At 52.4% G+C, this 22,554-nt stretch carries 14 protein-coding genes; 8 read left to right on the top strand and 6 right to left on the bottom strand.

Annotation, left to right across the window (positions count from 1 at the left end):
• Window positions 1–20 precede the first annotated feature (20 nt).
• The 4 genes from B9Y58_RS15075 to B9Y58_RS04630 all read left to right on the top strand — a co-directional run bounded on the left by B9Y58_RS15075 (window position 21) and on the right by B9Y58_RS04630 (window position 6,209).
• Window positions 21–2,138, top strand: a complete 2,118-nt coding sequence (locus B9Y58_RS15075) for an OmpA family protein (protein WP_073054626.1) — start codon at window positions 21–23, stop codon at window positions 2,136–2,138.
• 121 nt (window positions 2,139–2,259) lie between these two features.
• Window positions 2,260–3,747: a hypothetical protein gene (locus tag B9Y58_RS04640; RefSeq protein ID WP_073054624.1), complete on the top strand. Its 1,488-nt coding sequence runs from the start codon at window positions 2,260–2,262 to the stop codon at window positions 3,745–3,747.
• 42 nt (window positions 3,748–3,789) lie between these two features.
• Window positions 3,790–5,751 (top strand): polysaccharide biosynthesis protein, encoded by a 1,962-nt coding sequence (locus B9Y58_RS04635; RefSeq protein WP_073054622.1) that lies wholly within the window; start codon window positions 3,790–3,792, stop codon window positions 5,749–5,751.
• A gap of 155 nt (window positions 5,752–5,906) precedes the next feature.
• Window positions 5,907–6,209 carry a GIY-YIG nuclease family protein gene (locus B9Y58_RS04630; protein WP_073054620.1) on the top strand — a complete coding sequence of 101 codons (303 nt, stop codon included), beginning with the start codon at window positions 5,907–5,909 and terminating at the stop codon, window positions 6,207–6,209.
• 4 nt (window positions 6,210–6,213) lie between these two features.
• Here B9Y58_RS04630 and B9Y58_RS14730 read toward each other — a convergent pair whose 3' ends face one another.
• From B9Y58_RS14730 to B9Y58_RS04605, 6 genes are all read right to left on the bottom strand, one after another.
• Window positions 6,214–6,372: a hypothetical protein gene (locus tag B9Y58_RS14730; protein ID WP_199220942.1), complete on the bottom strand. Its 159-nt coding sequence runs from the start codon at window positions 6,370–6,372 to the stop codon at window positions 6,214–6,216.
• Between the two features lie 222 nt (window positions 6,373–6,594).
• Window positions 6,595–8,445 carry an MBOAT family O-acyltransferase gene (locus B9Y58_RS04625; RefSeq protein ID WP_085534769.1) on the bottom strand — a complete coding sequence of 617 codons (1,851 nt, stop codon included), beginning with the start codon at window positions 8,443–8,445 and terminating at the stop codon, window positions 6,595–6,597.
• 41 nt (window positions 8,446–8,486) lie between these two features.
• Window positions 8,487–10,076: a GDSL-type esterase/lipase family protein gene (locus B9Y58_RS04620; protein ID WP_085534768.1), complete on the bottom strand. Its 1,590-nt coding sequence runs from the start codon at window positions 10,074–10,076 to the stop codon at window positions 8,487–8,489.
• On the bottom strand, window positions 10,073–11,716 hold the full coding sequence (locus tag B9Y58_RS04615; RefSeq protein ID WP_233247840.1) for an SGNH/GDSL hydrolase family protein: 1,644 nt from the start codon (window positions 11,714–11,716) through the stop codon (window positions 10,073–10,075). The genes B9Y58_RS04620 and B9Y58_RS04615 overlap by 4 nt, the downstream gene beginning before the upstream one ends.
• A 63-nt stretch (window positions 11,717–11,779) precedes the next feature.
• Window positions 11,780–13,084, bottom strand: a complete 1,305-nt coding sequence (hisS, locus tag B9Y58_RS04610; RefSeq protein ID WP_085534766.1) for a histidine--tRNA ligase — start codon at window positions 13,082–13,084, stop codon at window positions 11,780–11,782.
• A gap of 17 nt (window positions 13,085–13,101) precedes the next feature.
• On the bottom strand, window positions 13,102–16,959 hold the full coding sequence (locus B9Y58_RS04605) for a DUF3857 domain-containing protein (RefSeq protein WP_085534765.1): 3,858 nt from the start codon (window positions 16,957–16,959) through the stop codon (window positions 13,102–13,104).
• 276 nt (window positions 16,960–17,235) lie between these two features.
• On the opposite strand from B9Y58_RS04605, the gene B9Y58_RS14360 reads away from it, so the two are divergent.
• The 4 genes from B9Y58_RS14360 to B9Y58_RS04575 all read left to right on the top strand — a co-directional run bounded on the left by B9Y58_RS14360 (window position 17,236) and on the right by B9Y58_RS04575 (window position 22,554).
• Window positions 17,236–17,889: an ATP synthase subunit B family protein gene (locus B9Y58_RS14360; protein WP_109639665.1), complete on the top strand. Its 654-nt coding sequence runs from the start codon at window positions 17,236–17,238 to the stop codon at window positions 17,887–17,889.
• 101 nt (window positions 17,890–17,990) lie between these two features.
• Window positions 17,991–19,148, top strand: a complete 1,158-nt coding sequence (locus B9Y58_RS04590; RefSeq protein ID WP_073054608.1) for an FISUMP domain-containing protein — start codon at window positions 17,991–17,993, stop codon at window positions 19,146–19,148.
• A gap of 496 nt (window positions 19,149–19,644) precedes the next feature.
• Entirely contained in the window at window positions 19,645–20,646 is a 1,002-nt protein-coding gene (gap, locus tag B9Y58_RS04580; RefSeq protein ID WP_073054604.1) for a type I glyceraldehyde-3-phosphate dehydrogenase, read from the top strand.
• A gap of 285 nt (window positions 20,647–20,931) precedes the next feature.
• Window positions 20,932–22,554 (top strand): FISUMP domain-containing protein, encoded by a 1,623-nt coding sequence (locus tag B9Y58_RS04575; protein ID WP_158278321.1) that lies wholly within the window; start codon window positions 20,932–20,934, stop codon window positions 22,552–22,554.

Genomic DNA, 22,554 nt, shown 5'->3' with positions numbered 1-22,554 from the left:
ACCGAAGAAGGAAACAAAACATGAAAAAAATACTTGGGACAGCACTACTGGCGGCTGGAATCAGCTTTGCCCAGATAGGCATGGAGGGCGGCACTGACGGTCTCCATCAGACTAACGCCAAGACCCTTGGCCAATGGAACTTTGCCGTTGGTACCGGTGGTAACATTGCCATTGACGGCTGGGCCCTTGCCCGAGGTGGTAAGTACAGCCAGGGTGGCAAGGACTATACCTTTAACTGGTGGGACTACACCCAGGCCGGTAACTTCTTCGTGAACGCCGGTTTGACCAACTGGATGGACGTGGGCGTGAGCCTCCCGGTTTACTACGAACACGCTAACTCCAATGGCCCTTCTGGTTCCAACAACATGTGGGGCACCAGCCGCGGCGACTTGAACGTGTGGTCCAAGATCCGCCTCCCGCTCGACACCAACAAGTGGTACGGCTTTGCCGCCATGCTCAACATGTACATTCCGACGGGTGAAGCCCAGGCCGGTGTGCGCCCCCGCCACGCCTGGTACCTGAACAGTAACGGCTACACCCAGCCTTACACCGCCGACGATTGGGTCTTTGGTCTTGGCCTAGTGGGTACCGCTGACCTCACCAAGCTGAACAACCCCAAGCCCTGGCGCTTTAACTTGTTTGCCCAGTACGTTTACCCGCTCGACCTGGACGAAACCCAGGTGCTCGTTTACAGCGCTGGCGTGAACTGGCTCCCCAAGAGCTGGATGGACGTGTTCTTGGAATACTCCGGCGAAGCTCGCCTGCAGACCAAGGGCATGTATAAGTTTGAACCCAGCGAAGATCCTATGATTATCACCCCGGGTCTCCGCTTCCACTTGCCGTACAACATCGACTTTGCGATGGGTCTCGAAGTGGCTGTCCGCGCCTTCAAGAATCCGTTCTACCATGGCTCGGAAGAAATGGAAGGCTGCAACGATCGCGTCATCAAGTACCAGGGCGAAGATGGCAAGAGCTACGAATACTGCTATGCTCCGACCCCGCTCGTTGCCGGTGCCGCACTCCTCACTTGGTACTTCGGTGCCGACATGTGGCGTGATACCGATGGCGATGGCGTGAAGAACAATGCAGACAAGTGCCCGCACACCAAGAAGGGTATTAAGGTCGATGCCGAAGGCTGCCCGATGGATAGCGACAAGGACGGCGTCGTAGATTCTTACGACAAGTGCCCGAACACTCCGGAAGGTGTCGCTGTGAATACCGACGGCTGCGCCGACAAGGATTCCGTGATTATGAACGGTGACAACGACCAGGTTGATTCTGCTGCTTTGAACGCTGCTGAACGCGCTCGTCTTGATTCCTTGAACCGTGTCGATACCGACAAGGACGGCATTGCCGATATTAACGACAAGTGCCCGAACACTCCGGATGGCATTGTGGTTGACTCTGTGGGTTGCATGCTCGACTTCGACGTCGACGGCGTGCCCGACAACAAGGACAAGTGCCCGAATACTCCGGAAGGCATCAGTGTCGATAGCACCGGTTGCCCGATGGACTTCGACCACGACGGCGTACCTGACAACAAGGACAAGTGCCCGAATACTGCCATGGGCGTGACGGTTGATTCTACCGGTTGCGCTGCCGATAGCGACCAGGATGGCGTTGCCGACGGTCAGGACAAGTGCCCGGGTACCGTTGCCGGCATGCCGGTTGATTCTGTGGGTTGCGTGCTCGATGGCGACAAGGACGGCGTTCCTGACCCCAAGGACAAGTGCCCGAACACCCTCGAAGGCATTGCTGTTGACACTGTGGGTTGCGCCGTGAACAAGAAGGAAAACCTGGACGAACTCAAGAAGGGTATCCAGTTCCAGACCGGTTCTGCCAAACTCACCAAGAAGAGCTACACCACCTTGAACGACATCGCTAACCTGATGCGCAAGGTGAAGTCTGCCAACCTCGAAGTGCAGGGTCACACCGACAATACCGGTTCCGAAGCCACCAACCAGAAGCTCTCTGAAAAGCGAGCCAAGGCTGTGGTGGACCACTTGAAGAAGAAGGGTATCGAAGCTGACCGCCTGCGTGCTATCGGTTACGGTTCTGAAATGCCGATCGCCGATAACGAAACGAAGGAAGGCCGCGAACAGAACCGCCGTGTGGAACTCGTTCCGTTCGAAAAGTAATTCGTTGAATTATACAGGGGTCGGCTCCGCCGACCCCTTTTTTTTACTACTAACGTCACCCTGAACTTGTTCCCTTACGTCACCCTGACGTAGGTCAGGGTCAGCTTCCTGAACTTATGTAATGAAAAAAATATTCGTCATCCTTCTGATTTTTGCAACGGTCGCTTCCGCCCAGTCCGTCCTCGGCACAGAGCATAACCGCAACCTCCGCACGCTCGACTACCTCCCGATGCTCATGGACTACCACCGCCAGACGGTGGGCGAATCACGTCAGTTCTTTACTTACCCTCGCCGCAATTACAACTTTGTTAAAGATTTTGCAGATAAAGAAAGTAATGCGCTTGTGTACTATGCCGATTCTATAGGCGCAGGTGAAAGCGCACACCGCTTTGCGATTGCAGCCTCGCCTGTGCTAGGGATCGATTACCGCGGGGGAGAATCGCTAGGCGATACCATTTGGCCGGGCATTGATGGCGGCCTTTACTTGCGAGGCTACGCCGATTCGCTGGACTTTGATTTGGATGCCCGCATTTATTCCGAAAAGCATGCGGCCAAAAAGCCCAAGAGCTTTGACGGCGAAGTGTTTGATGTACAAACGGAAGACGGTAACGCCGGTGCCGATTACGTGAGCTATGCCCGTTACCGTGCGCACCTGGGGCTAAACTACGCCTGGGCGCGAATCTCCTTGGCTCGCGATGTTTTGCACTGGGGCCCTGGCTATTACAACAACCTGGCCTTTAACCAGTTCGCGCTTCCGTACAATATGCTCAATCTGGACTTTACCTTTGGGCCGTTGCGTGTGTTTAGCGTGTATGCCGACTTGCGCGTGAACAGCTGGAGCTACAGCAAGGACAATTTGAACGATCGTAATTTGTATGCACATCGCTATGAACTTGCCTTGGGGAACTTGACCGTGGGCATGAGCGAACTGCAGGTGCTGTACAACGAAAACAAGCCTTGGTTGTTTGTGCCGGTGGTTCCGCTGTTTATCGAAAAGGGTAATTATACCGAACGCGTGAATAACGGGGCACTCGCTTTTGATATAAATTACCGATTGTTTAATGCGGTGCGCGTGTACGGTGAATTCTTCTTGGACGACATGGAATCGCCTATGGCCGTGTACGAAAACAAGTACAGCAACAACCGCTGGGCGGGTATGCTCGGTATGCAGGCGGGGTACGATATGGTTGTGAGGGGTAAACCCCTGCAGTTGGGAACCATTGCCGAAATCGCTCGCGTGGAACCTTACACCTATTGCCATTACGACACAGCCATGGCGCAGATGGCGCACCTGGGCAAGCCTCTCGGCAACCCCAATGGCCCGAACAGCTTGGCCATTGACTGGACTTTGTACGGCGATTTGGGCTTGGGCGGATTTTCTAACTTGTTCGTAGGCGTCCACCACAAGTGGTTGTGGAAGGGTGTTGACGCCGGTAGCGATATCGATGACCCCTACAAGACTCGCCGTAAGCGCTTTATTCATAGCGCCCCCCTGCATTATTCGCTCGCCCCCGCCTTGAGCTACCGCGGGGCTCATGTGGCCTTTATGGGGGAATACGGATTTTTTGATGATAAATTCGTAAACTTGCGATTGGTGTTTATGCTGTAAGGTAAGATTATTTTATATTTGGCGTATCAGAAGGGGCATTAAATGTTTAACGAGAAAGTCAAGAATTTGTTCAATAGCTTTAGACTGCGTAAGCGTGTGCTGGCGGCGGTCGACGCCTTTATCGTGGTGGCGGCTGCGCTTTTTGCCAACTGGCCGTTGCCCGCGGTTGCTGAACGAATTGACCGCCCCGAGCTTTTGATTATTGCGGTGACCTGCGTCTTTTGTTGCTTTGCGAGCCTGCTCTTTTTTGGTGCGTACAATAAGCTGTGGCGTTACTTTAGCAAGCGCGACTACCTGAGCTGCATTAAGGGTGTTGTCGGCGGCATGTTGGTCGCTTACGGTCTGGTGTATTTGTTCCAGCGTCAGGTTTTTGTGGAATTCGCCGTGTTGCATACCTTGGTAGCCATTGTGGGCGTGTGCGCCTTCCGTTATATGTTCCGTGGCACTTTTGTGTCCCTGGTGCGTACGGGTTACAAAGAGGCGAGCCTGGCCAACAAGACCCGCACCATGATTGTGGGGGCTGGTTCTGCCGCCCAGATGTTGATCAAGGAAATCCGCAACAACCAGGCCGACGAAGAAGAAGGCCTTAAGTCTAGCGTGGCGACTCACTTGAACCCGGTTTGCCTGGTTGATGATGACCGCTACAAGATTGGCAAGATGTTCGAAGGAGTGCTGGTGGCCGGTTCTACCTCCGACATTCCGAAGATCGTGAGGGAAGAACGCATCGAGCAGATTATCTTGGCGATTCCCAGTTGCCCGCCCAAGGACCGCCAGACCATTCTGGATATTTGCGGCAAGACGGGCGTGCCCGTGAAGGTGTTGCCCTTTATCGGTAGCCTGTTGGATACCTCGAACATTGGCGATGGCACCACCAGTTACGTGAACCAGATTCGCGACATTAACGTAGAAGACTTGCTGGGCCGCGACCCTATTCGCTTTGACAATAAGGATATCCGCGACTTTATCGAGGGCAAGGTCTGCTTGGTGTCGGGTGGCGGCGGCAGTATCGGTAGCGAACTGGTGCGCCAGATTGCGAAGTATAACCCCAAGCAGGTGATTATCGTGGACATTTACGAAAACAATGCCTACGATATTCAGCAGGAATTGCGCATGGAATACGGCGACAAGCTGAACCTGGTGACTTTGATCGCCTCGGTGCGCGACTACTTCCGCATGAACCAGATCTTTAAGAAGTATAAGCCCCAGGTGGTGTTCCACGCGGCGGCCCACAAGCATGTGCCGCTCATGGAAAACAACCCCATGGAAGCAATCAAGAACAACGTGATTGGTACGTTTAATATGGGAACGCTCGCGGTTCTGAACGGCGTCAAGAAGTTCGTGATGATCAGTACCGACAAGGCGGTGAACCCCACTAACGTGATGGGTGCCTCTAAGCGCTGCTGCGAAATGATTGTGCAGTTTCTGGCCCAGCAGAAGAGCGGCGATACCGAATTCGTGACGACTCGCTTTGGCAATGTGCTGGGTTCGAACGGTTCCGTGATTCCGCTGTTCAAGCGCCAGATTGAACAGGGCAAGCCTGTGACGGTGACTCACCCCGACATTATCCGCTACTTCATGACGATTCCGGAGGCGGTGAGCCTGGTGCTAGAGGCTGCCTCGATTGCTCACGGTGGCGAAATCTTTGTGCTCGATATGGGCCACCCGGTAAAGATCGTGACTTTGGCCGAAAACTTGATCCGCATGTACGGCAAGGTGCCTTACAAGGATGTTCCAATCAAGTTTACGGGGTTGCGCCCGGGCGAAAAGCTGCTCGAAGAGCTGCTCATGAGCGAAGAAGGCCTGCAAAAGACCAAGAATAAGTTGATTTACATCGGTAAGCAGATCGAAATTGACATGGACAAGTTCATTAACCAGCTGTGGAACTTGAAGAACGCCGCTAGTGCCAACGATGACCAGAAGGCCATCAAGGCGCTCCATGAGATTGTGCCCACCTTCACCACCCCCGAAGAATTCAACCGCACCGTCAAGATGCCCGCGGTGTAGCCTTAAGTGGCCCACCTCCGGTGCCCCCACCAACCCGACCCTATTCTACTTATGTCACCCTGACGTTACCACTAACGTCACCCTGACGAAGGTCAGGGTCAGCATGACTTCAGTGTGACAATTATTGTCAGGAGAAATAATGTATTTTCTGTAGCATGAAATCGAATGCTACTTATTACACATACATTTTAAGCAACTACAGTGCAAATGTCTTATACATCGGCATAACCAATAACCTTACGAAGCGTTTTCTAGAACACAAATATAAGGTTCATCCCAAAAGTTTCACTGCAAAGTATACGGTCGATAGACTGGTGCATTTTGAATGCTTTCCTTCTCCACAAGATGCTATTGCCCGCGAAAAGCAGTTGAAAAACTGGCATCGCGATTGGAAAATCAACTTGATAAAGAAAGATAATCCCCTGTGGGAGGATTTATCGAGTAAGATTATGGATTAAAGGCCTACAATAGCTCGGCCTCTTTCAAAATCAAATCAGCCTTACGAATCTGCTCGGAAAAATCCTGCTTTTTGCGCACCTTTGTAGTGCGTTCGGCCGCGAGGGCGAACGCCAAGGCTTCTCGCCCTTTCAAGGTCGGTATAGGTCTGATCTCAAGTGCCATAGTTTAAATATAGAATTAACTCAACCAAAATGCAACAATACACGTAATAGAACACACCAAATCTAGATACTGAAAATGCAAATCGTGCAATCAGTAGATTGCAAGGATTGTAAAAAAAAGGCGGGGGTTTATACTTAAGTGAGAAAGCAGATGCTGACCTACGTCAGCATGACACGTTGGTGGGAATGCCGATGCTGACATGCGTCAGCATGACACCTTAAGTTAGAACTGGAAGTAGATGAAGGGGCAGGAGTCGGCGCTCATGAACTGGTAGATCACGAAGATGATGAACGCGGAGCTTGCCACCATAAGCGGGATAGGCTGCGAGGCAAACGCGATGCGGTAGCGGCTCTTGACCTTCTTGGGAATCCAGTGGATGAGCATGCCTGCGACAAATACCAGAATAATGTTGATGTGTTCCCAGGCGATTGTGCCAAGGGTTCCCCATTTCCAGGCGGTGCCCATTTGCTGCACCATGTTCTTGGCGGTGTTCCAGGCGACTTCGTTGGCTTCGGCGGGGTCGAGGTTCGAACCCGCACGGAAGAACAAGCGTGTGAACGTAATGAAGATGAACGTGAGCGACACGTTCCAGGCCACGTAAATGCCGTGGATGTATTTGTCGCTGAACAGGCGGAAAATCAGCACCGAGTAAATGCCGGTAAACAAGATGCCAAAATAGGCCGCGGTGATCGCGAAAATGGCGATGTGGGTCTGCTTGAATATGATGGCGCTCGAGGCGAACAAAATGAATGAGGCGGCGGCGCGGAAGTTGTGGCTACGTTTGACCCAGATTTTGTTGAACACTTGGCCAAAGCCGTTCAGGCCGCCCCAAATGATAAAGTTCCAGCTGGCACCGTGCCACCAACCGCCCACAATCTGCGTAGACATGGCGTTCATGTTGGTAGTAATGAACTTGCGTGAATCGGGCTTGAGGTAGGCGTAAATGCCGATGTAGATAAAGAATACGCCGAGTGCGATACCCACCCAGACGCTGCCCGAAAGCATAATGGCCACGAGGCTGAGGAATCCCATCCAGAAGAAGGTGCCCACGGAGGCGCCGCGGTTACCGCCCAGCGGAATGTACAGGTAGTCGCGCCACCAGCTCGAAAGCGATATGTGCCAACGACGCCAGAATTCGGTGGGGCTGAGCGCCTTGTAGGGGCTGTTGAAGTTTTGCGGCAGGCGGAAACCCATGAGTAGCGCCACGCCAATGGCGATGTCGGTGTAGCCCGAGAAGTCGGCGTACACCTGCAGCGAGTAGGCAAAGAGTGCAATCAGGTTTTCGAGGCCGGTAAACAGCAGGGGAGTGTCAAAGACTCGGTCCACGAAGTTGGTGGCCAGGTAGTCGCTCAAGATGATTTTTTTGGCGAGGCCGTTCAAAATCCAGAATACGGCGATGCCGAAGGTGCGGCGCGGCAAGAAGAAGTTCTTGTACAGCTGCGGCACGAATTTATCGGCGCGAACGATGGGGCCCGCCACCAGCTGCGGGAAGAACGAAAGGTAAAAGCCGAAATCCAGAATGTTCTTGACCGCAGAAATCTTGCCACGGTAAATGTCGATGCAGTAGCTCATGGCCTGGAAGGTGAAGAATGAGATACCCACCGGCAGAATAATGGTGTCGACCAGCGAATGGGTGCCGAACATCTTGTTGCTAGCCGCCGCGAAGAAGTTGTATACGTGCAACTCGATACCGGTAAAGTCGTAGAGGGCGTCCAGGAAGAAGTAGGAATACTTATAGTAGCAGAGCACCAGCAGGTCGATGATGACCACGATAATCATCAGGAATTTCTTTTTCCACTGGGCTTCGGCGCGTTCGATCCACTTGCCAATGAAGAAGTTCGCTACGACGCAGAATATAAGAATGCAAACGTAGCTGCCGCTCGTTTTGTAGTAGAAGAACAAGCTTGTGGCAAACAAGAAGGCGTTACGCAGCGCAATGCGGTTCTTGATTAAGGTGAGGAACGCGAAGACAACGGCGAAGAATCCCCAGAAGTAGAACTGCGTAAACAGCAGCGGGCTGTTAGCGTCAAATGCGAAAGTGCGCGTGAGGAAAGGTATTAAATAGTCGAGCATAGGAGTAGGAAGTAGACAGTAGGCAGTAGACAGTGGTTAGGTTAGTCTTTCCTCTTTTCGGCGGGGAGGTTTGCGATGTGTTCCTGGTAGCTGTTGATGATCGCTTTGTAGAACAGGTCGCCGAGCAGGTTGTAGCCTGCCAGCTTGAAGTGGACTTTGTCCGCCTTGGCGAGATCAGCCTTTTCCCACTTGGCCATGGAACCCAGCCCCCCCATAATTCCGAATTTGTCCCATACGCCGGCTTTGTACTTTTCGGCCAGGGCGAAGAACGCCTTGCGGGCGACGTCGCCGTTGGGGTGTTGCACAAAACGTTTCTTTTTGATCTTGCGGTACATGTCGTTGTTGGTCTCAAAGATAATGGCTGCGTTGGGGTTCACCTTTTTGATGCGGGCGATAAGCTTGTCGTAATCGTCGCGGAATTGCTTGTCGTTGAACTTTTCGACGTTCGCGTCGTTGATGCCGATGGCGAAAATCACCAGGTCGGGCTTGTAGTAGGCGAGCTGCTTTTCGAACAGCGGGCAGATTTCTTCAAAGTAGTCGTGAACCTTGGCGCCGTTGATGCCTACACCGGTGTAGGTGATGCCCGGGTTGTTTGTTTCGGTGAGAATGCCGGTGAGCGTAAAGCGCGGGCGGGCGTTTTTCTTAGCCGAATCGGGCGTGGCTGCTTCGGGGGCGGCCACGGCGGCGTTTGTGGAATCGAGCTTGGCAAGGCAGGCGGTGTCGAGTACATCGCATTCACCCTGGAACATAGAATCGCGCGCCACTTCGGGGAGCGCTACGTTGTTTGGAATCTTGGCGGGAGGTGCCTCGGGTTCTTTTTTGTTCTGGGCGGTGTCGCCGTTTGCCTTTTTCAGGGAATCTTCTTTGGCGCGGGCAATGGAATCTTGAATCAGCGAGTCGGTAATGAACTGCGCGATAGTCGCCTGCTGTAGGGAATCCATCCAGCGGAAGAAAATCTGTATGGTATCAATAGGGCGCGGGCTTTCGAACACGTAGCTTTGACTTGTGGTGTCCAGCTTGCCGTAAATTTCCATGGTGTCTACACGGAGCACGGGTACCACGTCGTTGTTGTCGCTGTAGCCGAACAGGCGGAACTTGGTTTCGCCCCACAGTGGTTCGGAATTGTACCTGTCCAAAAGCAACGTGATTTCGGCGCGGGGGTCGCTGGTGCTTACGGCAATGCCGAGAAGACCGAGAGGCTTTTTGATTTCGCTTTGCACGTTCTTGTTCATGTCCCAGATGCCCTTGTAGGCGCTGGAATAGCTTGCCGGCGTGTTGGTGCGGGCGGCGGAGTAGGGGAACACGAATCCGCGACCGGCAGAAGCCCCTGGGTATTCCTTAATGAAGTGCTCGCGGATACGGCCAGAGATCACGTCGGCTTGCAGGTGCGAACCGCCAATATGCAGAATGCGCACTTGACCGCGGTTTTCGAACACTAGGGTATCCATCTTGTTAAAGAACGGCGTAAACGAGTTGTTGCCCTTGGGGAACTGAATACGGTTTTGCGTGGTGTCGATAAAGTCGTAACGGGACAAGTCCAGGTTATAGGCGCCGGGGGCATGCTTCCCCTTGTCGGCGGCGAGTACACTTGTGGTGAGCGCTGCAATTAAGGCTACGGTCAGAAATCTCACTTCTTAGCTCCTCCTTTGGCCTTCTTAGTTCTTCTCTTGACGTTCAGGAACGTACGTTCCGGCAGAGCGTTCTTTTCTTTTTCGATTTGTTCTTCGGTGCTCCACTTGTGAATGTCTTTCAGTTTTTCGTCGCTAATGTTGTGGCGATCGCGGAACTTGAAGTAGTCGTAGTGCATGCGCAGTGCCGAGCAGAACAGGTCGCCCATATAGGCTGCACCGCGGCGCGTAAAGTGAATATGGTCGGTAAAGCCGAGTGCAGGTTCCTTGTTCACCCACTTGATCATGGCGCCGTTGCCACCCATCACGCGGTGCATATCCCAGTAGGCGGCTCCGTTGTCCAGGGCTACTTCGCGCAGCGCCTTGATGGTCATGTTGAGTGCAGCGTAGGTCTGCCACTGGCCGTCTTTTTGGCGTGCCATGTCGGCGGGGCCAATAAACAGAATATCGGCATCGGGGTTCGCTTTTTGCACGGCCTGAATCTGGCGGGTAATAAGCTTTTTGGTCCACTCGATGTTGCTGGAACTGGTGCTGGGCACAAGGTTACCGCCGTATTCCATAATCACGAGGCGGGCGTTCATGGCCTTGTAAGATTCAGCCAAAAGTTCGGTGTCGATGCGGTGGAATATGGTTCCCGAAGAACCGCGCATGGCTACGTTGTCGACGGCTACACCATAAGCACCGTCGGCGGCGATAGCGTAAATTTCGGCGTTGCCCGAAAGGTACATCTTGGCGATCGAGGTGGTGTCCTTTAACTTCCAGGTGTACACTTTGAGTTTGTTGTAAGTGTCGACAGTCGGTTCGCCAGCGTCGACCACCTTGGTGGAGTGCTTTTCTTTGGGCGTTCCGTCGTCGTTTTGACCTACGGTGTCTACAACGGTCTGGTTCACGTTGAGCCTTACCTTGAGGCGGCCGCTCTTGTTGGTCAGGAGCCTAATCGTCTTGTAGGCACCCACGTGCGGGAATTGGCCCTTGCGTTCTTTGCGGCGCTGAATCGTAATGGTGGCATCGCCATTGAGTTTGGCGAGCTGTGCCAAAGGCCCATAGCGGCTGTGGTCCGCTTCTTCGTCTTTGGGACCAAACAGAATGTAGCGTGAAAGCGCACCCGAACTGGCGTGACTGGTGGTCTGCGACGGAACCGTCATAATGGCGGGCATCATGCCGGGGCCTGCACCGCCGAATTCATCTTGCAAGTCTTCGCGAATAGTGGCCGAGATTCGGTCTTCTTCAAGCTGCGAGTCGCCGTAGTGAACAATGTGCACCACGGTGCTTTCGAGTGCTGCAAGTTCCAGGTGCAAGAAGAATCGGTCGAACCACGTAGGGTCGTTGTTGGGTAAATCGAATCGTGTCCTGCCCTTTTCGAAAAAGTCCTCGTAGAACTTGAGGGAATCGCTGAAGGCGGCGAATTGCTGCCGCTTGGTCGCTTCCATCATTTCGCGGATTGCTTCTTCGGGGTCGGCCGCCGCGGTAGAATCGCTGAGCGAATCGGCTTCGGACTGCTTCTCGAAGATTTCGGTGAGCTTCGGGTAGCGGAGCGTTTTGTCGCCCACATGAATACCGTCGTTCGGGTAGATGAGGGCAATAATGCCCAGCACCGCGAACAGGCTGATGATAGAAAGGAGGACTTTTAGGGGGGACATCATAGGGGAGTAGACAGTAGACGGTAGGAAGTAGACAGTGTGTCATCCTGAGCGAAGTCGAAGGATCTATGCTTTCAGCCTCTCGATGATAGAGGTTACGTTTCCTACGAACATTTCGCCGGTGCGCATGTCCTTGTATTCGAATTCACCTTCGGCGGCCTTGGAACCGTCGACATACACGACGATTTTGGCGCCTTGATAGTTGGCCTGGTCAAGCTGCTTACCCATCTTCATGGCGGCGAGCGGGTGAGCGACCGAGAACGGCTTGGCGTTCGTGTTACCTGCGGCGTTGCGGAATACCTGGGCGGTTTCGAACACCTTCTTCATGTCGTTTGTAAAGCTTGCGATGTAGAAGTCTACGCTTTGCTTCGGGCTCGGGAGCAACTTGTGTTCGGCGAGCAAGTCTGCGAGCACCACGTCGCCCATGCCAAAGCCAACGCCCGGGATGCGTTCGCCGCCGAGCTTTTCGGTGAGGCTGTCGTAGCGGCCACCGCCAGCGATAGCACGCATGGATTTACCCTTGTCGAATACTTCGAATACGATGCCTGTGTAGTAGGCGAGGCCGCGAACAATGGAGAGGTCCAGGTTCACGCATTCGCCGTAGCCTGCTGCGGTAAGCGTTGCGAACAGGTCTTCAATTTCGGCGAGGGCGGCAGTCGCGTTTTCGCTATGCACCTTAGTCTTGACTTCTTCGATGCTCTTGCAACTCATGAAGTCGTCGAGCTTTTTCACCTGGTCTTCGCTGAGACCTGCATCGGCCAGAGCCTTGGCAAATGCTTCGGGGCCGATTTTCAGGCGACGATCAAGCACCGGGTAAACGAGCGCCGGATTCGGGGCGCCGATTTCTTCGAGGTAAGTGGCCAAAAGCTTTCGGCTAGAGACGCCAATCGCAAATTCGCCGTCCTTGAGGCCGAACTTGCGGAGCATGGTAGCAATGGCTGCCATCAGGTCGGCTTCGGCGTAGATGCTTTCGGTACCGATAATATCCATGTTCAGCTGGAAGAATTCGCGGAGGCGGCCCTTCTGAGCCTTTTCGTAACGGAACAGGCGCGGCATGCTGAACCACTTGAAAGGCTTCTTGAGTTCGCGGGCCTTCTGAATCACGAGGCGAGCGAGCGTCGGGGTCATTTCGGGGCGGAGTGCGATTTCGCGGTCGCCCTTGTCTTTAAAGTTGTAAAGCTGGCTTACGATTTCTTCGCCGGACTTGCCTGTATAAAGCTCCAGATGTTCAAACATCGGGCCTTCGTATTCTTCGTAGGCAAAAGATTCGGCGACGCTACGCCAGGTGTCAAAAATGTAATTCTGGATGCGCTCGGCTTCCGGGTAAAAATCGCGTGTGCCCTTAGGCAACTGAGGAATAGAAATGCTCATAGTGAGCGTAAATATAGTTATTTCACCTCAATCATCGGGCTGGTTTCGCTGAGCAAGTAGGTCCATTCCTCGCGAATCTTGTTGTATTCAGCCGGGTCGGCGTAGAGTGCGAAGGTGGTCCACTTGATGCTGTTCTTGCCGTCGAAATTCTTCTCGTAGCTCACGTAATCCGGGTCGCGGTTAAGCGGCTTCGGGCCAGTAATCTTGATTGTCTTGCCGCTTGCTGCCGTGACACTTAATTTGTATGCAAACTGCGTTTCGTGCGGCATGCGAATCGGGTGGTGGCGCTTGGAAACCTTCGGGAGCTTGAACAGGCTGCGTTCCCACACGTTCGGGAATCGTCCCTTGAGTTCAGAACCGTTCTGGCCGAAGTATCCCTTGGAGGCGTAAGTCACAATCAGGGCGAGCGGCTTGTTGAATTCGGCGAGGTTTTCGATGCGGATGTTTCCGATGCTTACGTCGGGGATGCCCGAAGCGAGGAAGTCTTCCATCAGCTTTTCCTGTTCTTTGGCGTCGCGGCCAAAGAAGCGGTTACGCATGACGCTTGCAAACTTGCCCTGCAGCGAAATCGAGTCGCGGAATTCGCAGGCGCCGTCGTTTCCGATAAACAGGCGGTGCTCGATGCCAATCTGGTGCTCCTGATTGTCTTCCAAAATCGGCGTGGTGACCACGTGGCTGCTGTCGTCGTTGATCACGAGTGCGACTTTGCCTTCCATGTCGAGCGGTACGGGGCGATCGTTGCCGGTCTTGTCGGTGGCGTCGACCCATCGCTCGGTGACTTGACCTTGCGCCGGAATGTAGAGGATCATGTGGTTGAACTGCTGGATAGTCGGGAGACCGGCAAAGCCTTCTTCGGTCAGGTGAATGGCGGTGAGATAGCTCTTGACGCCGATGGATTCGAGCATTTCCTTGAGCAAGAGCGCCATGTCCTTGCAGTCGCCCTGATGCTTTTTCAGCGTGACTTCGGCGGTTTGCGGAATCAGGCTGTGGCCACCGAATCGAATGTCGCGGTAGCGGATATCGTGGCGTACAAAGTTCACGATGGCCTTGACGGCGTTGTCGTTTGCCTTGCTACCGCGGACTTCGCGGGCCTTTTCACGCACGCTCACGGCCTGCTTGAACTGGTGCTTGATTAGGTTCTGGTAATCTTCGCCCACGTTCTTCCATTCCTGCTTGCCGGTAAGCATCAGGCCTGCGCCAAAGTCGCGGTACACGGGCATGTAAAGTTCCTTGCGGATAATGACCGGATTGTCGATCTTCCATTCGATGCCGCCCTTGATGGCCTTCTTTTCGAGCGGGCCGTATTCTTCGGTCACAAAACGGGCGGTGTCGGCGTAAATGCGGAAGCTGGACTGGCCTACAGGGACGTCCTTGCTGCTTATGAAGTCGGTGTAGGGAATCATGCCCTTGTTTTCGATATTCGTGCGGCTGAACTGCAGGTAAATAAAGTCGCCCGGCTCCAGTTCCTGCAGCGGGAAATGCGCCGTCTGCGATTCATTCTGGCCGCCGATTTCGGTGGCGTAGGTAATGTAGGCACCGTTCAGGTTCGCCTTCTGCTTCAGGTTCCAGTTGCTGTCGTAGACTTCGAGGGCGTTCAGGTAAATGCGGTCGAATCCCGGCAAGAAGTCGAAGGTGAATTCGCGATAAATGGCGGCGCCGCGAATGTCGAGGATTTCCATGAGCATTTCGTCGGTGCGGACCCAGTTCGCGCCCTTTTCGGCTTTCAAGGTCTGCTTATTGTAGTGAACAACCGCGGGGAAGTCGCCTTCGGTGCCCTGTTTCTTGGCGCTTTCGCTGAGGAGGCCCTTCAGGTTCTTGGTGCGTTCTTCCACCGGCGTAATTGGCTTTTGCAGCGTGCGGTTGTCTGCCTTGCCGAGGAATGCCTTCGTGGCGGAGAGGAAACTCTTGGCGTCTTCGTTATCGGGCTTTAAGGCGAGTGCCTTGGTGAGCGACTTTTCGGCGTCGCGGTAGTTGCGGCTGTAAAAGAGAATTTTGCCCTGCGTGGTCCAAATCTTGTAGTCGTTACGGTCCTTGGCCAAGGTTTCTTCGCTAATGGCGCGGGCTTCTTCGTAGCGGCCAAGGAACATGAGGGCATCCATCAAGGTGCTTCCGAGTTCCACGCTCATGCCAAAGCGGCGGCGCACCTGGTAAAGAATGTCGACGGCTTCGGCGTACTGGTCAAGGCCCATGTAAGTTTTCGCGAGGTAGACGCCCAGGCGGCTGCTCGGCTGCGTGTCGTAAAGGCGTTGCACCACCACCAGCGACTGGTTTCGCTGACCGAGTCCCCAGAGGGCGTCGCTCAAGTTGATTACGTATTCCGGATTGTTCGGCGTGTAGCGGAGGGCTGCTTCGGCACATTCGCGGGCGCGGCCGTAGTCGAACAGGGCTTCGTACATTTCGCCCAAAATCGAGAGCAGTTTGCCGTTCTTTTGCACCAGTTCGCGCTGGCTTTCAAAGTGGCTGATGCCCGGGCCGTAAAGTTCCTTCATCTGGTACACGAATCCGCAGTTGATCAGGTAGAGAGGCTCTTCGGGGTCCATGCGGTTCGCGCGTTCAAAGTAGCTGAGCGCCACCAGCGGCTGGTTTTCGAGCAGGCGCAGAATGCCCACCTGGCTCATGATGGCGGCGTTGAACTTGGCGAGCTTTTTGGCGGATTCGGGGTCGGCGGCCGCGTTCTTGGCGGCCGGATTTTCGCCCACGGTCAGGCCATCGATACCATGTTGCATGACCTTGGCGTATTTTTTCTTGTTCACGCCCTGGGTCCAGCTCACAATCAAGATTCCGCGGCCGTCGTCATAGAAATAGCGGCCTGTATAGTAGAAGTCGAACTTGTTGACCACGTGAGTCAGGGTAAAGTCTTGCGCGTAGCGGTCGCCGACCTTTTGGCGGTGCATTTCAAGTGTGGGATTGTTGGGGTCGACACCCAGGCGCACGAGCAGAACCTTGAACAAATCCTGCTGCGAGACGGCGTCGCTTTCAACGGTTGCCCCGTAAACGAACAGCGAAACGTCTTCGGCCTTGTTGCTGAGCACCAGGTCGGGGTCGTCGTTCTGACGGGCGATACCTGTCCAGTGATGCCAGAGGGTGTCTTTGACTGCCCAGGTGTAGCCGAGCGTGGGGGAGTCAAAGCTTTGCACGTTGTTCGGCGAAAGTTCGGGGCCCTCGCTTGCCGCAGTTTCGCGCATGCTGAAGTTCGCGAAGAATTCCTTCCATTCGTTCTTGAGTTCGCCGACGGCCGGGGTGACATCAGTTGCGGAAAGGGTGAGCGTGTACACGCGGCTCCCAGCGCCTGTTACAAAGCCGACGGCCTCGTAGGGGCTGTCGTAGCGCTTGCCGGCGACATCGAAGAATACGCCGGTACCGCCAAAGTTTTCTTCGGGGTAGGTCTCGGCGAGAGTCGCCTTCTTGCCGCTGCTTTCAAAAGCCTGCATTTCCATCTGGGCGCGGTCCATGAGTCGCATGGGTTCGCCCTTCGGGAGTTCGATTTCGACCAGGACCGCGCGGCGTCCCGTGCTCGCGTTGTAAAATTCGTAGGGGACGCCGCTCTCGTGGGCGCTCCCATCGTCATCGCCCACGAGCGCCCAGTCACCTGCGGGCAGCGTAAAGCTGAATCCGTCGCTCCCGATAGCGCCGGGTGCGTTCTTGCGGGTGGAATTCGAGGCGCTGCCAGAAGGAGCGGACGAGCTTTCGTTAAAATAATCGTCGGTGTAGCTCCCGGAATTAGCAGCCTGTGAACCTTCGGACTGCGGGTCCGATTCGGTGAGCGGCTGGCCGTTGCCGGCACAAGAAACTAAAGAAACAACAAATAACAGCCCAAACAGCGGGGCGCAAAAACTGGGTATACGACCAATTTTTTTAAACAAAGGGTTGCTCATGACGACAAAAATAAAAAAACGGGGCTCGCGAGCCCCACCTTTTCGTAGTCCAAAGTGGAATAACGATTGTATTGTACATTTGGTATCATACAAAAGCAAAAATCTTTTTACGTTGTTCGGCTGCTAAAAAAGGGGTGCAAAATTCCCAATTTTTCTGAATCTGGCGTGTTATATAGAGGAGCCTTTCGACGTTTTTGGGTTCCAGGTAGATGATAACAATGAAAATAGGAAAACTATGACTGAAAAGAAAAATAATGCACGCCGTGCACATCCGTAATGAAGATTCATCAGGAAAACCGCGTGTTTGATGGACTCCCGACAATGGCAATCATCTTTTATAACGGACGTGAAAATTGGAATCCTTTGAAAAACCTTGAAGACGGGTACCCGGAATTTTTCCATGGTCGCGTGCTTCCGTTTGCATGTTCGTTTGTGAACATGGCCGACATTCCTGACAGCGATTGTCTCGCTTGCGAAGACATCGCGACAGGCATGGGAATTACCGCGATGAAGTACGCTTTTAACAAGGACAATCTTCGTTCAAAGTTGTTACAGTTTAAGGAATCATTCCAGAAATTGCCCGCAAACGAAGGTTCTACTCTTCTGGGTAAAATTAATGTATATTTAAAGGAGTATATTGATGAAGACTATCTGAAGGAGTTGGAAATGGCATTCAAAAGTGTAGGACAGAAGTACGGCTTTGTGAGCGCCGGCGACGTGTTCCGCAAGCGCCTTGCGGATGCACATGCTGAAACTCAAAAGAAAGTTGCACAGGCTCGCGCAGAGGCACATCAAGAGATAGAAGATAAACTTGCGCAGAACAAAGCTGATACAGAAGCGGTTCTTCGCGAAATTGGACTTTCTGAAGATAAAATTGTGGAAGTTCAAACTCGACTAGAGGCTCTTCAGCAAAGTCGTCTTGCAAAATAGTTTAGTTGTTTTTTTTCTAGAACGAAAGCCAGCTTGTAAGGCTGGCTTTTTAGTTGCTATATTTTGCAAAAAATCAGTGGGATTTTACAAATGGAGGTTTTGTGAAGATTTTTAAAAGCGCCCTTGCCCTGTCTGTTCTCCTGACGATGCTTGTTGCATGCGGAGACGATTCTTCCTCTTCAGTGTCCCCTGATTCGGGTGCTTCTATAAGCGACGGCAACGAATCTAGTTCGTCGAACAAAGACGGTTCCTCGTCATCTCAAAAAAATTCGAAAAATTCCAGTTCCTCGGTGGACAAGAAATCCTCAAGCTCTGAACAGGGAAATAGCTCTGTAGGTGGTAAGAGCAGTAGCTCGTCGGCGGTGAAGTCGAGTAGTAGTTTCAAACTCGAACCAGTTTGCGAAGATGGCGAAACTACCATTGATGAAGCTTTTGGTATGTATATTTATGAGACATGTAGGGACGGCTTTTGGGACGCTGATTCATCGAAAAGTAAAAGTGTTGTAGATTCCCTTGCCGCAATCGAGAAAAACAAGGAACATCCGAATATGGATAGCTTGTTTGCCGGTTACGATGGTGAATACTTCGAATTTGAAGATTCGCGTGATGGCCATAAGTACAAGTACATAGAATTTCATGGCTATACGGACGATATCGGTAGCCATGCGACGTTTTACGTGATGGCAGAAAACCTGAATTATGGCAAGATGGTCCCTAGCGGTACGACAAAATTTGACGACAATGTGACAGAAAAATTGTGCTATGTAGACGATGAGTGGTTCTGTGATAACCATTTTGGTGGACTTTACTCCTGGGCAGAGGCTATGAATTTGCCAAAGGTTTGCGATTCCGTTGATATTGAAAGTAATGACGCTTGCAAAGCTTTATCGGAAGAAAATAAAAGAACTTTGGGTAGTGATTACTTGAATATTCGTTGGCAGGGAATTTGTCCTGAGGGTTGGCATATTATGAACCGCAGAGAATGGTTGTATACTCGGGGTGATATACGTTCTCAAATTCTATGGGAAAAGAATGCGGGGCGCAATGCTGGTGGCTTGGCGATTATTCCAACTGGTAATGGATATACCGGTATACATGAGTATACGTATATGTGGCTTCCTGCGGTAGAAGATAAATATACTTATACTTCTAGTTTTACAAAAAGTTCATCTGAAACATCTGTTATTAAATGGGGAAGGGACTCGTTCCAGTCAGTCCGTTGTGTAATGGACGCTAATAACTCTTTGTCTGAAAACTAATTAAATCACCAAAAATTTTAACAATAAAATTAGGGCGTGAGGGGCATGCCCTAAGGCGTAAGAAAATGTGTCGTTGAGCGAACATTAGAGGCCGAAGGCCGAATCCATGTGAGCTTAAAGCCCCATGCGTTAAGCTGGGGCTGTAGCGAGAGTGAGACGAGCACATTTCTGGAGCCGTGGGCTGCTTGGAAACAGGAGCGTTTTCTCTCGGATGGGAGAGGAGGTCCCCGCCTTCGCGGGGAAGACAAATCAGGCGGCCGGGGCGTTGCGGGGCGGCGAGCGCCCGCAGAGGGGGTGCTGGAAGACCCGGCGGAGCCGGGGCTGCAAGTAGGGGGAGGCGTCCCCCTTCCGACCACTAGCGGCGGTTTGACCCCAAAAATTCAAAAAAATGCTGAAAAGACCTAGTCCGTTTAGGTAAATTTTTGTATCTTTCCGCCCAAGAACGCACCACCTTATGGTGGGTAGCAATTTCACAATAAAACAAAAGGATCCAATAATGGCTCTCAAACTCGGTATCAATGGTTTCGGTCGTATCGGCCGTATGGTGTTCCGCGCTGCTGTGGAAAACTTCTCTAACGACATCAAGGTTGTCGGTATCAACGACCTTCTCGACGCTGACTACCTCGCTTACATGCTGAAGTATGACTCCGTCCACGGCGCTTTCAACCACGACATCAAGGTGGAAGGCAACTTCCTCATCGTCGATGGCAACAAGATTCAGATCTTCGCCGAAAAGGATCCGTCCGCAATCACTTGGGGTGCCCTCGATGTTGACGTCGTTGTGGAATCCACCGGCTTCTTCCTGACCGAAGAACTCGCTTCTGCTCACCTCAAGGCTGGTGCTAAGAAGGTGATCATGTCTGCTCCGTCCAAGGACGCAACTCCGATGTTCGTCTATGGTGTTAACCACAAGACCTACGCTGGCCAGAAGATCATCTCCAACGCTTCCTGCACCACCAACTGCCTTGCCCCGATTTCCAAGGTTCTCGATGAAAAGTTCGGCATCGTCCGTGGCCTCATGACCACCGTTCACGCTGCAACTGCTACTCAGAAGACCGTTGACGGCCCGTCCAAGAAGGACTGGCGCGGTGGCCGTGGCATCCTCGAAAACATCATCCCGTCTTCTACGGGTGCTGCTAAGGCCGTGGGTAAGGTTCTCCCGCAGCTCAACGGCAAGCTCACCGGTATGTCTATGCGCGTTCCGACTTCCGACGTGTCCGTTGTTGACCTGACTGTCGAACTCAAGAAGGCTTGCACTTACGAAGAAATCTGCGCTGCCATGAAGGAAGCTTCTGAAGGCGAACTCAAGGGCATCCTCGGTTACACCGACGAAGCCGTTGTTTCTACCGACTTCCGCAACTGCCCGAAGACCTCCATCTTCGACGCCAAGGCCGGTATCCAGCTCGACCCGACTTTCGTTAAGGTTGTGTCCTGGTACGATAACGAATGGGGCTACAGCAACAAGGTTTGCGAAATGGCCCGCGTGATCGCCAAGTAAGATTTCTAGATAGCGTTAGTCGTGCGGACGCCACTTAGTTTTCCGCACTTCCGCTAAGAAACCTTTTAGGAACCCTGCCCAAGCGGCGGGGTTTCTTTTTTTTGTCCTGACGGAACCCCCGGCGGGGAGTTTTTTTATATTTTGCACAAACTTTTTTGGGGGCTATAAATGCCGTATTCTTTGTTTTTCGCTTTATTTTTTGCATTAATCCTTGCTGCTTGCGGGGGCGATGGTGCTAGTGGGAGTAATCCTGCTGACAATACGGGACTATCCGAAGTGTCTGAAATGGTTGATTGTGTGGTTTCTTCCTTCGATGATTTGACTGCCGATACCGATGTGTCAGAGGGTGCCTCGGCCTACGTGAAAGACGAAAATAAGGCCTACGTTTATGATGGTGATGAATGGGTTGTAGATGCTGAATTGACGGATTCTATTCAGAAAATACAGAAGAAAAACCAGTCTAACGATGGTTCTGGTAAGAATGAGTCTGGTAAAGGGAAGGGCGCTTCTGCAGGCAGCGTTTACGATGCCGAAAAGAACACCTTGACCGACCTTCGCGATGGGCATGTTTATAGAACCGTGAAAATCGGTGCCGAAATTTGGATGGCCGAAAACTTGAACTATGCGTATCCTGGAAAAACAAAGGATTTGGATTCCAGCAGTTTCTGTTACAATGATTCTCTAGAGTATTGCGATAAATATGGGCGACTCTATTTGTGGAGTGCCGCAATGGATTCGGCTGGCTTAATTCTTGGCAATACGGCGATCAATTGTGGCTATGGTAAGGTCTGTGAACATAATTATTATGGCGAGATTTTCCGTGGAGTGTGTCCAGAAGGCTGGTATATGCCTAGTTCTGCAGAATGGCGAGCTTTGAAACATGCTGTTGATTCCAATTGGTCTGTGCTTAGGGCCACCAGTGGCTGGACTTGGGACGGGCCAAGCAATTCTACGGATGTTTTTCGTTGTAGGGGCAATGGTACGGATGACTATGGTTTTACTGAACTGCCTGCGGGTAAAAGAGTAGCTGGTAATTATAATGGGTTGGGGGTGTATGCGGATTACTGGACTTCTGATGGGGAATCACTTGACAAAATGTGGAGTAGTGGGGGTGGTGTTCATTTTAATGATGGACTTTCGGTTCGTTGCGTAAAGGATCCGCGCGTTATGCCTTGCAAGACAGAAGCCGGAGACCATTGTGAATATGGTTCGCTGACGGATGAACGCGATGGTCATACATACAAGACTGTGAAAATTGGAGACCAGTGGTGGATGGCTGAGAATTTGAATTATGCTTATCCTGGAGGAACATCGTCGTTGGATTCCAGCAGCTTTTGCTACAATAATGATTTGGCTAATTGCGACATATATGGTCGTTTTTATTTGCGGAGTGCGGCAATGGATTCTGCGGGCATTATCCCTGGTAATACAGCCAACGGCTGCGGTAATGTGGCGTATTGTTCAATAACAGGTGTTCGTGGCGTTTGTCCCGCTGGTTGGCATGTGCCTGATTCAACAGAATGGGAAATATTGCACAAGGCAACTCAGTTGAGCAATGATGACTTATTTGGGCGAGACTCGGCTTCTCTCGCTCTCAAATCAACAAGTGGTTGGGAAGATGATGAAAATGGCAATAATGGTAATGGCTTGGATTCCTATGGTTTTTCGGCACTGGGTACGGGTTATCATCATGTTAACTCTTTTACTTGGATGACTGATATAGTGTATGCAGACAACGCATATAACCACATGAGGGAGGCTGCTTTTTGGAGTTCCAGTGGTGTCACCGGTAATACAAATTATTTCGCAGCGGCGTTCTTCATTTTGGTGGATGGTCGGGCGGGAATTTATTCTATAGACGCCCACCACTACGATGAAGTCACCAATGTCCGTTGCATCAAGGATTAA

The organism is Fibrobacter sp. UWB15, from assembly GCF_900177705.1.
GTDB lineage: Bacteria > Fibrobacterota > Fibrobacteria > Fibrobacterales > Fibrobacteraceae > Fibrobacter.
The sequence above is the reverse complement of the archived record's forward strand: the minus strand, read 5'-3'. Positions and strand labels throughout refer to the sequence as shown.

What these genes read in the sequence shown, in the direction of transcription:
- B9Y58_RS04625 (WP_085534769.1), bottom strand. Translation starts at nt 8,445, where the DNA reads ATGCTCGACTATTTAATACCTTTCCTCACGCGCACTTTCGCATTTGAC.
- gap (WP_073054604.1), top strand. Translation starts at nt 19,645, where the DNA reads ATGGCTCTCAAACTCGGTATCAATGGTTTCGGTCGTATCGGCCGTATG.
- B9Y58_RS14730 (WP_199220942.1), bottom strand. Translation starts at nt 6,372, where the DNA reads ATGGCACTTGAGATCAGACCTATACCGACCTTGAAAGGGCGAGAAGCC.
- B9Y58_RS04640 (WP_073054624.1), top strand. Translation starts at nt 2,260, where the DNA reads ATGAAAAAAATATTCGTCATCCTTCTGATTTTTGCAACGGTCGCTTCC.
- B9Y58_RS15075 (WP_073054626.1), top strand. Translation starts at nt 21, where the DNA reads ATGAAAAAAATACTTGGGACAGCACTACTGGCGGCTGGAATCAGCTTT.
- B9Y58_RS04635 (WP_073054622.1), top strand. Translation starts at nt 3,790, where the DNA reads ATGTTTAACGAGAAAGTCAAGAATTTGTTCAATAGCTTTAGACTGCGT.
- B9Y58_RS04605 (WP_085534765.1), bottom strand. Translation starts at nt 16,959, where the DNA reads ATGAGCAACCCTTTGTTTAAAAAAATTGGTCGTATACCCAGTTTTTGC.
- hisS (WP_085534766.1), bottom strand. Translation starts at nt 13,084, where the DNA reads ATGAGCATTTCTATTCCTCAGTTGCCTAAGGGCACACGCGATTTTTAC.
- B9Y58_RS14360 (WP_109639665.1), top strand. Translation starts at nt 17,236, where the DNA reads ATGAAGATTCATCAGGAAAACCGCGTGTTTGATGGACTCCCGACAATG.
- B9Y58_RS04630 (WP_073054620.1), top strand. Translation starts at nt 5,907, where the DNA reads ATGAAATCGAATGCTACTTATTACACATACATTTTAAGCAACTACAGT.
- B9Y58_RS04615 (WP_233247840.1), bottom strand. Translation starts at nt 11,716, where the DNA reads ATGATGTCCCCCCTAAAAGTCCTCCTTTCTATCATCAGCCTGTTCGCG.
- B9Y58_RS04575 (WP_158278321.1), top strand. Translation starts at nt 20,932, where the DNA reads ATGGTTGATTGTGTGGTTTCTTCCTTCGATGATTTGACTGCCGATACC.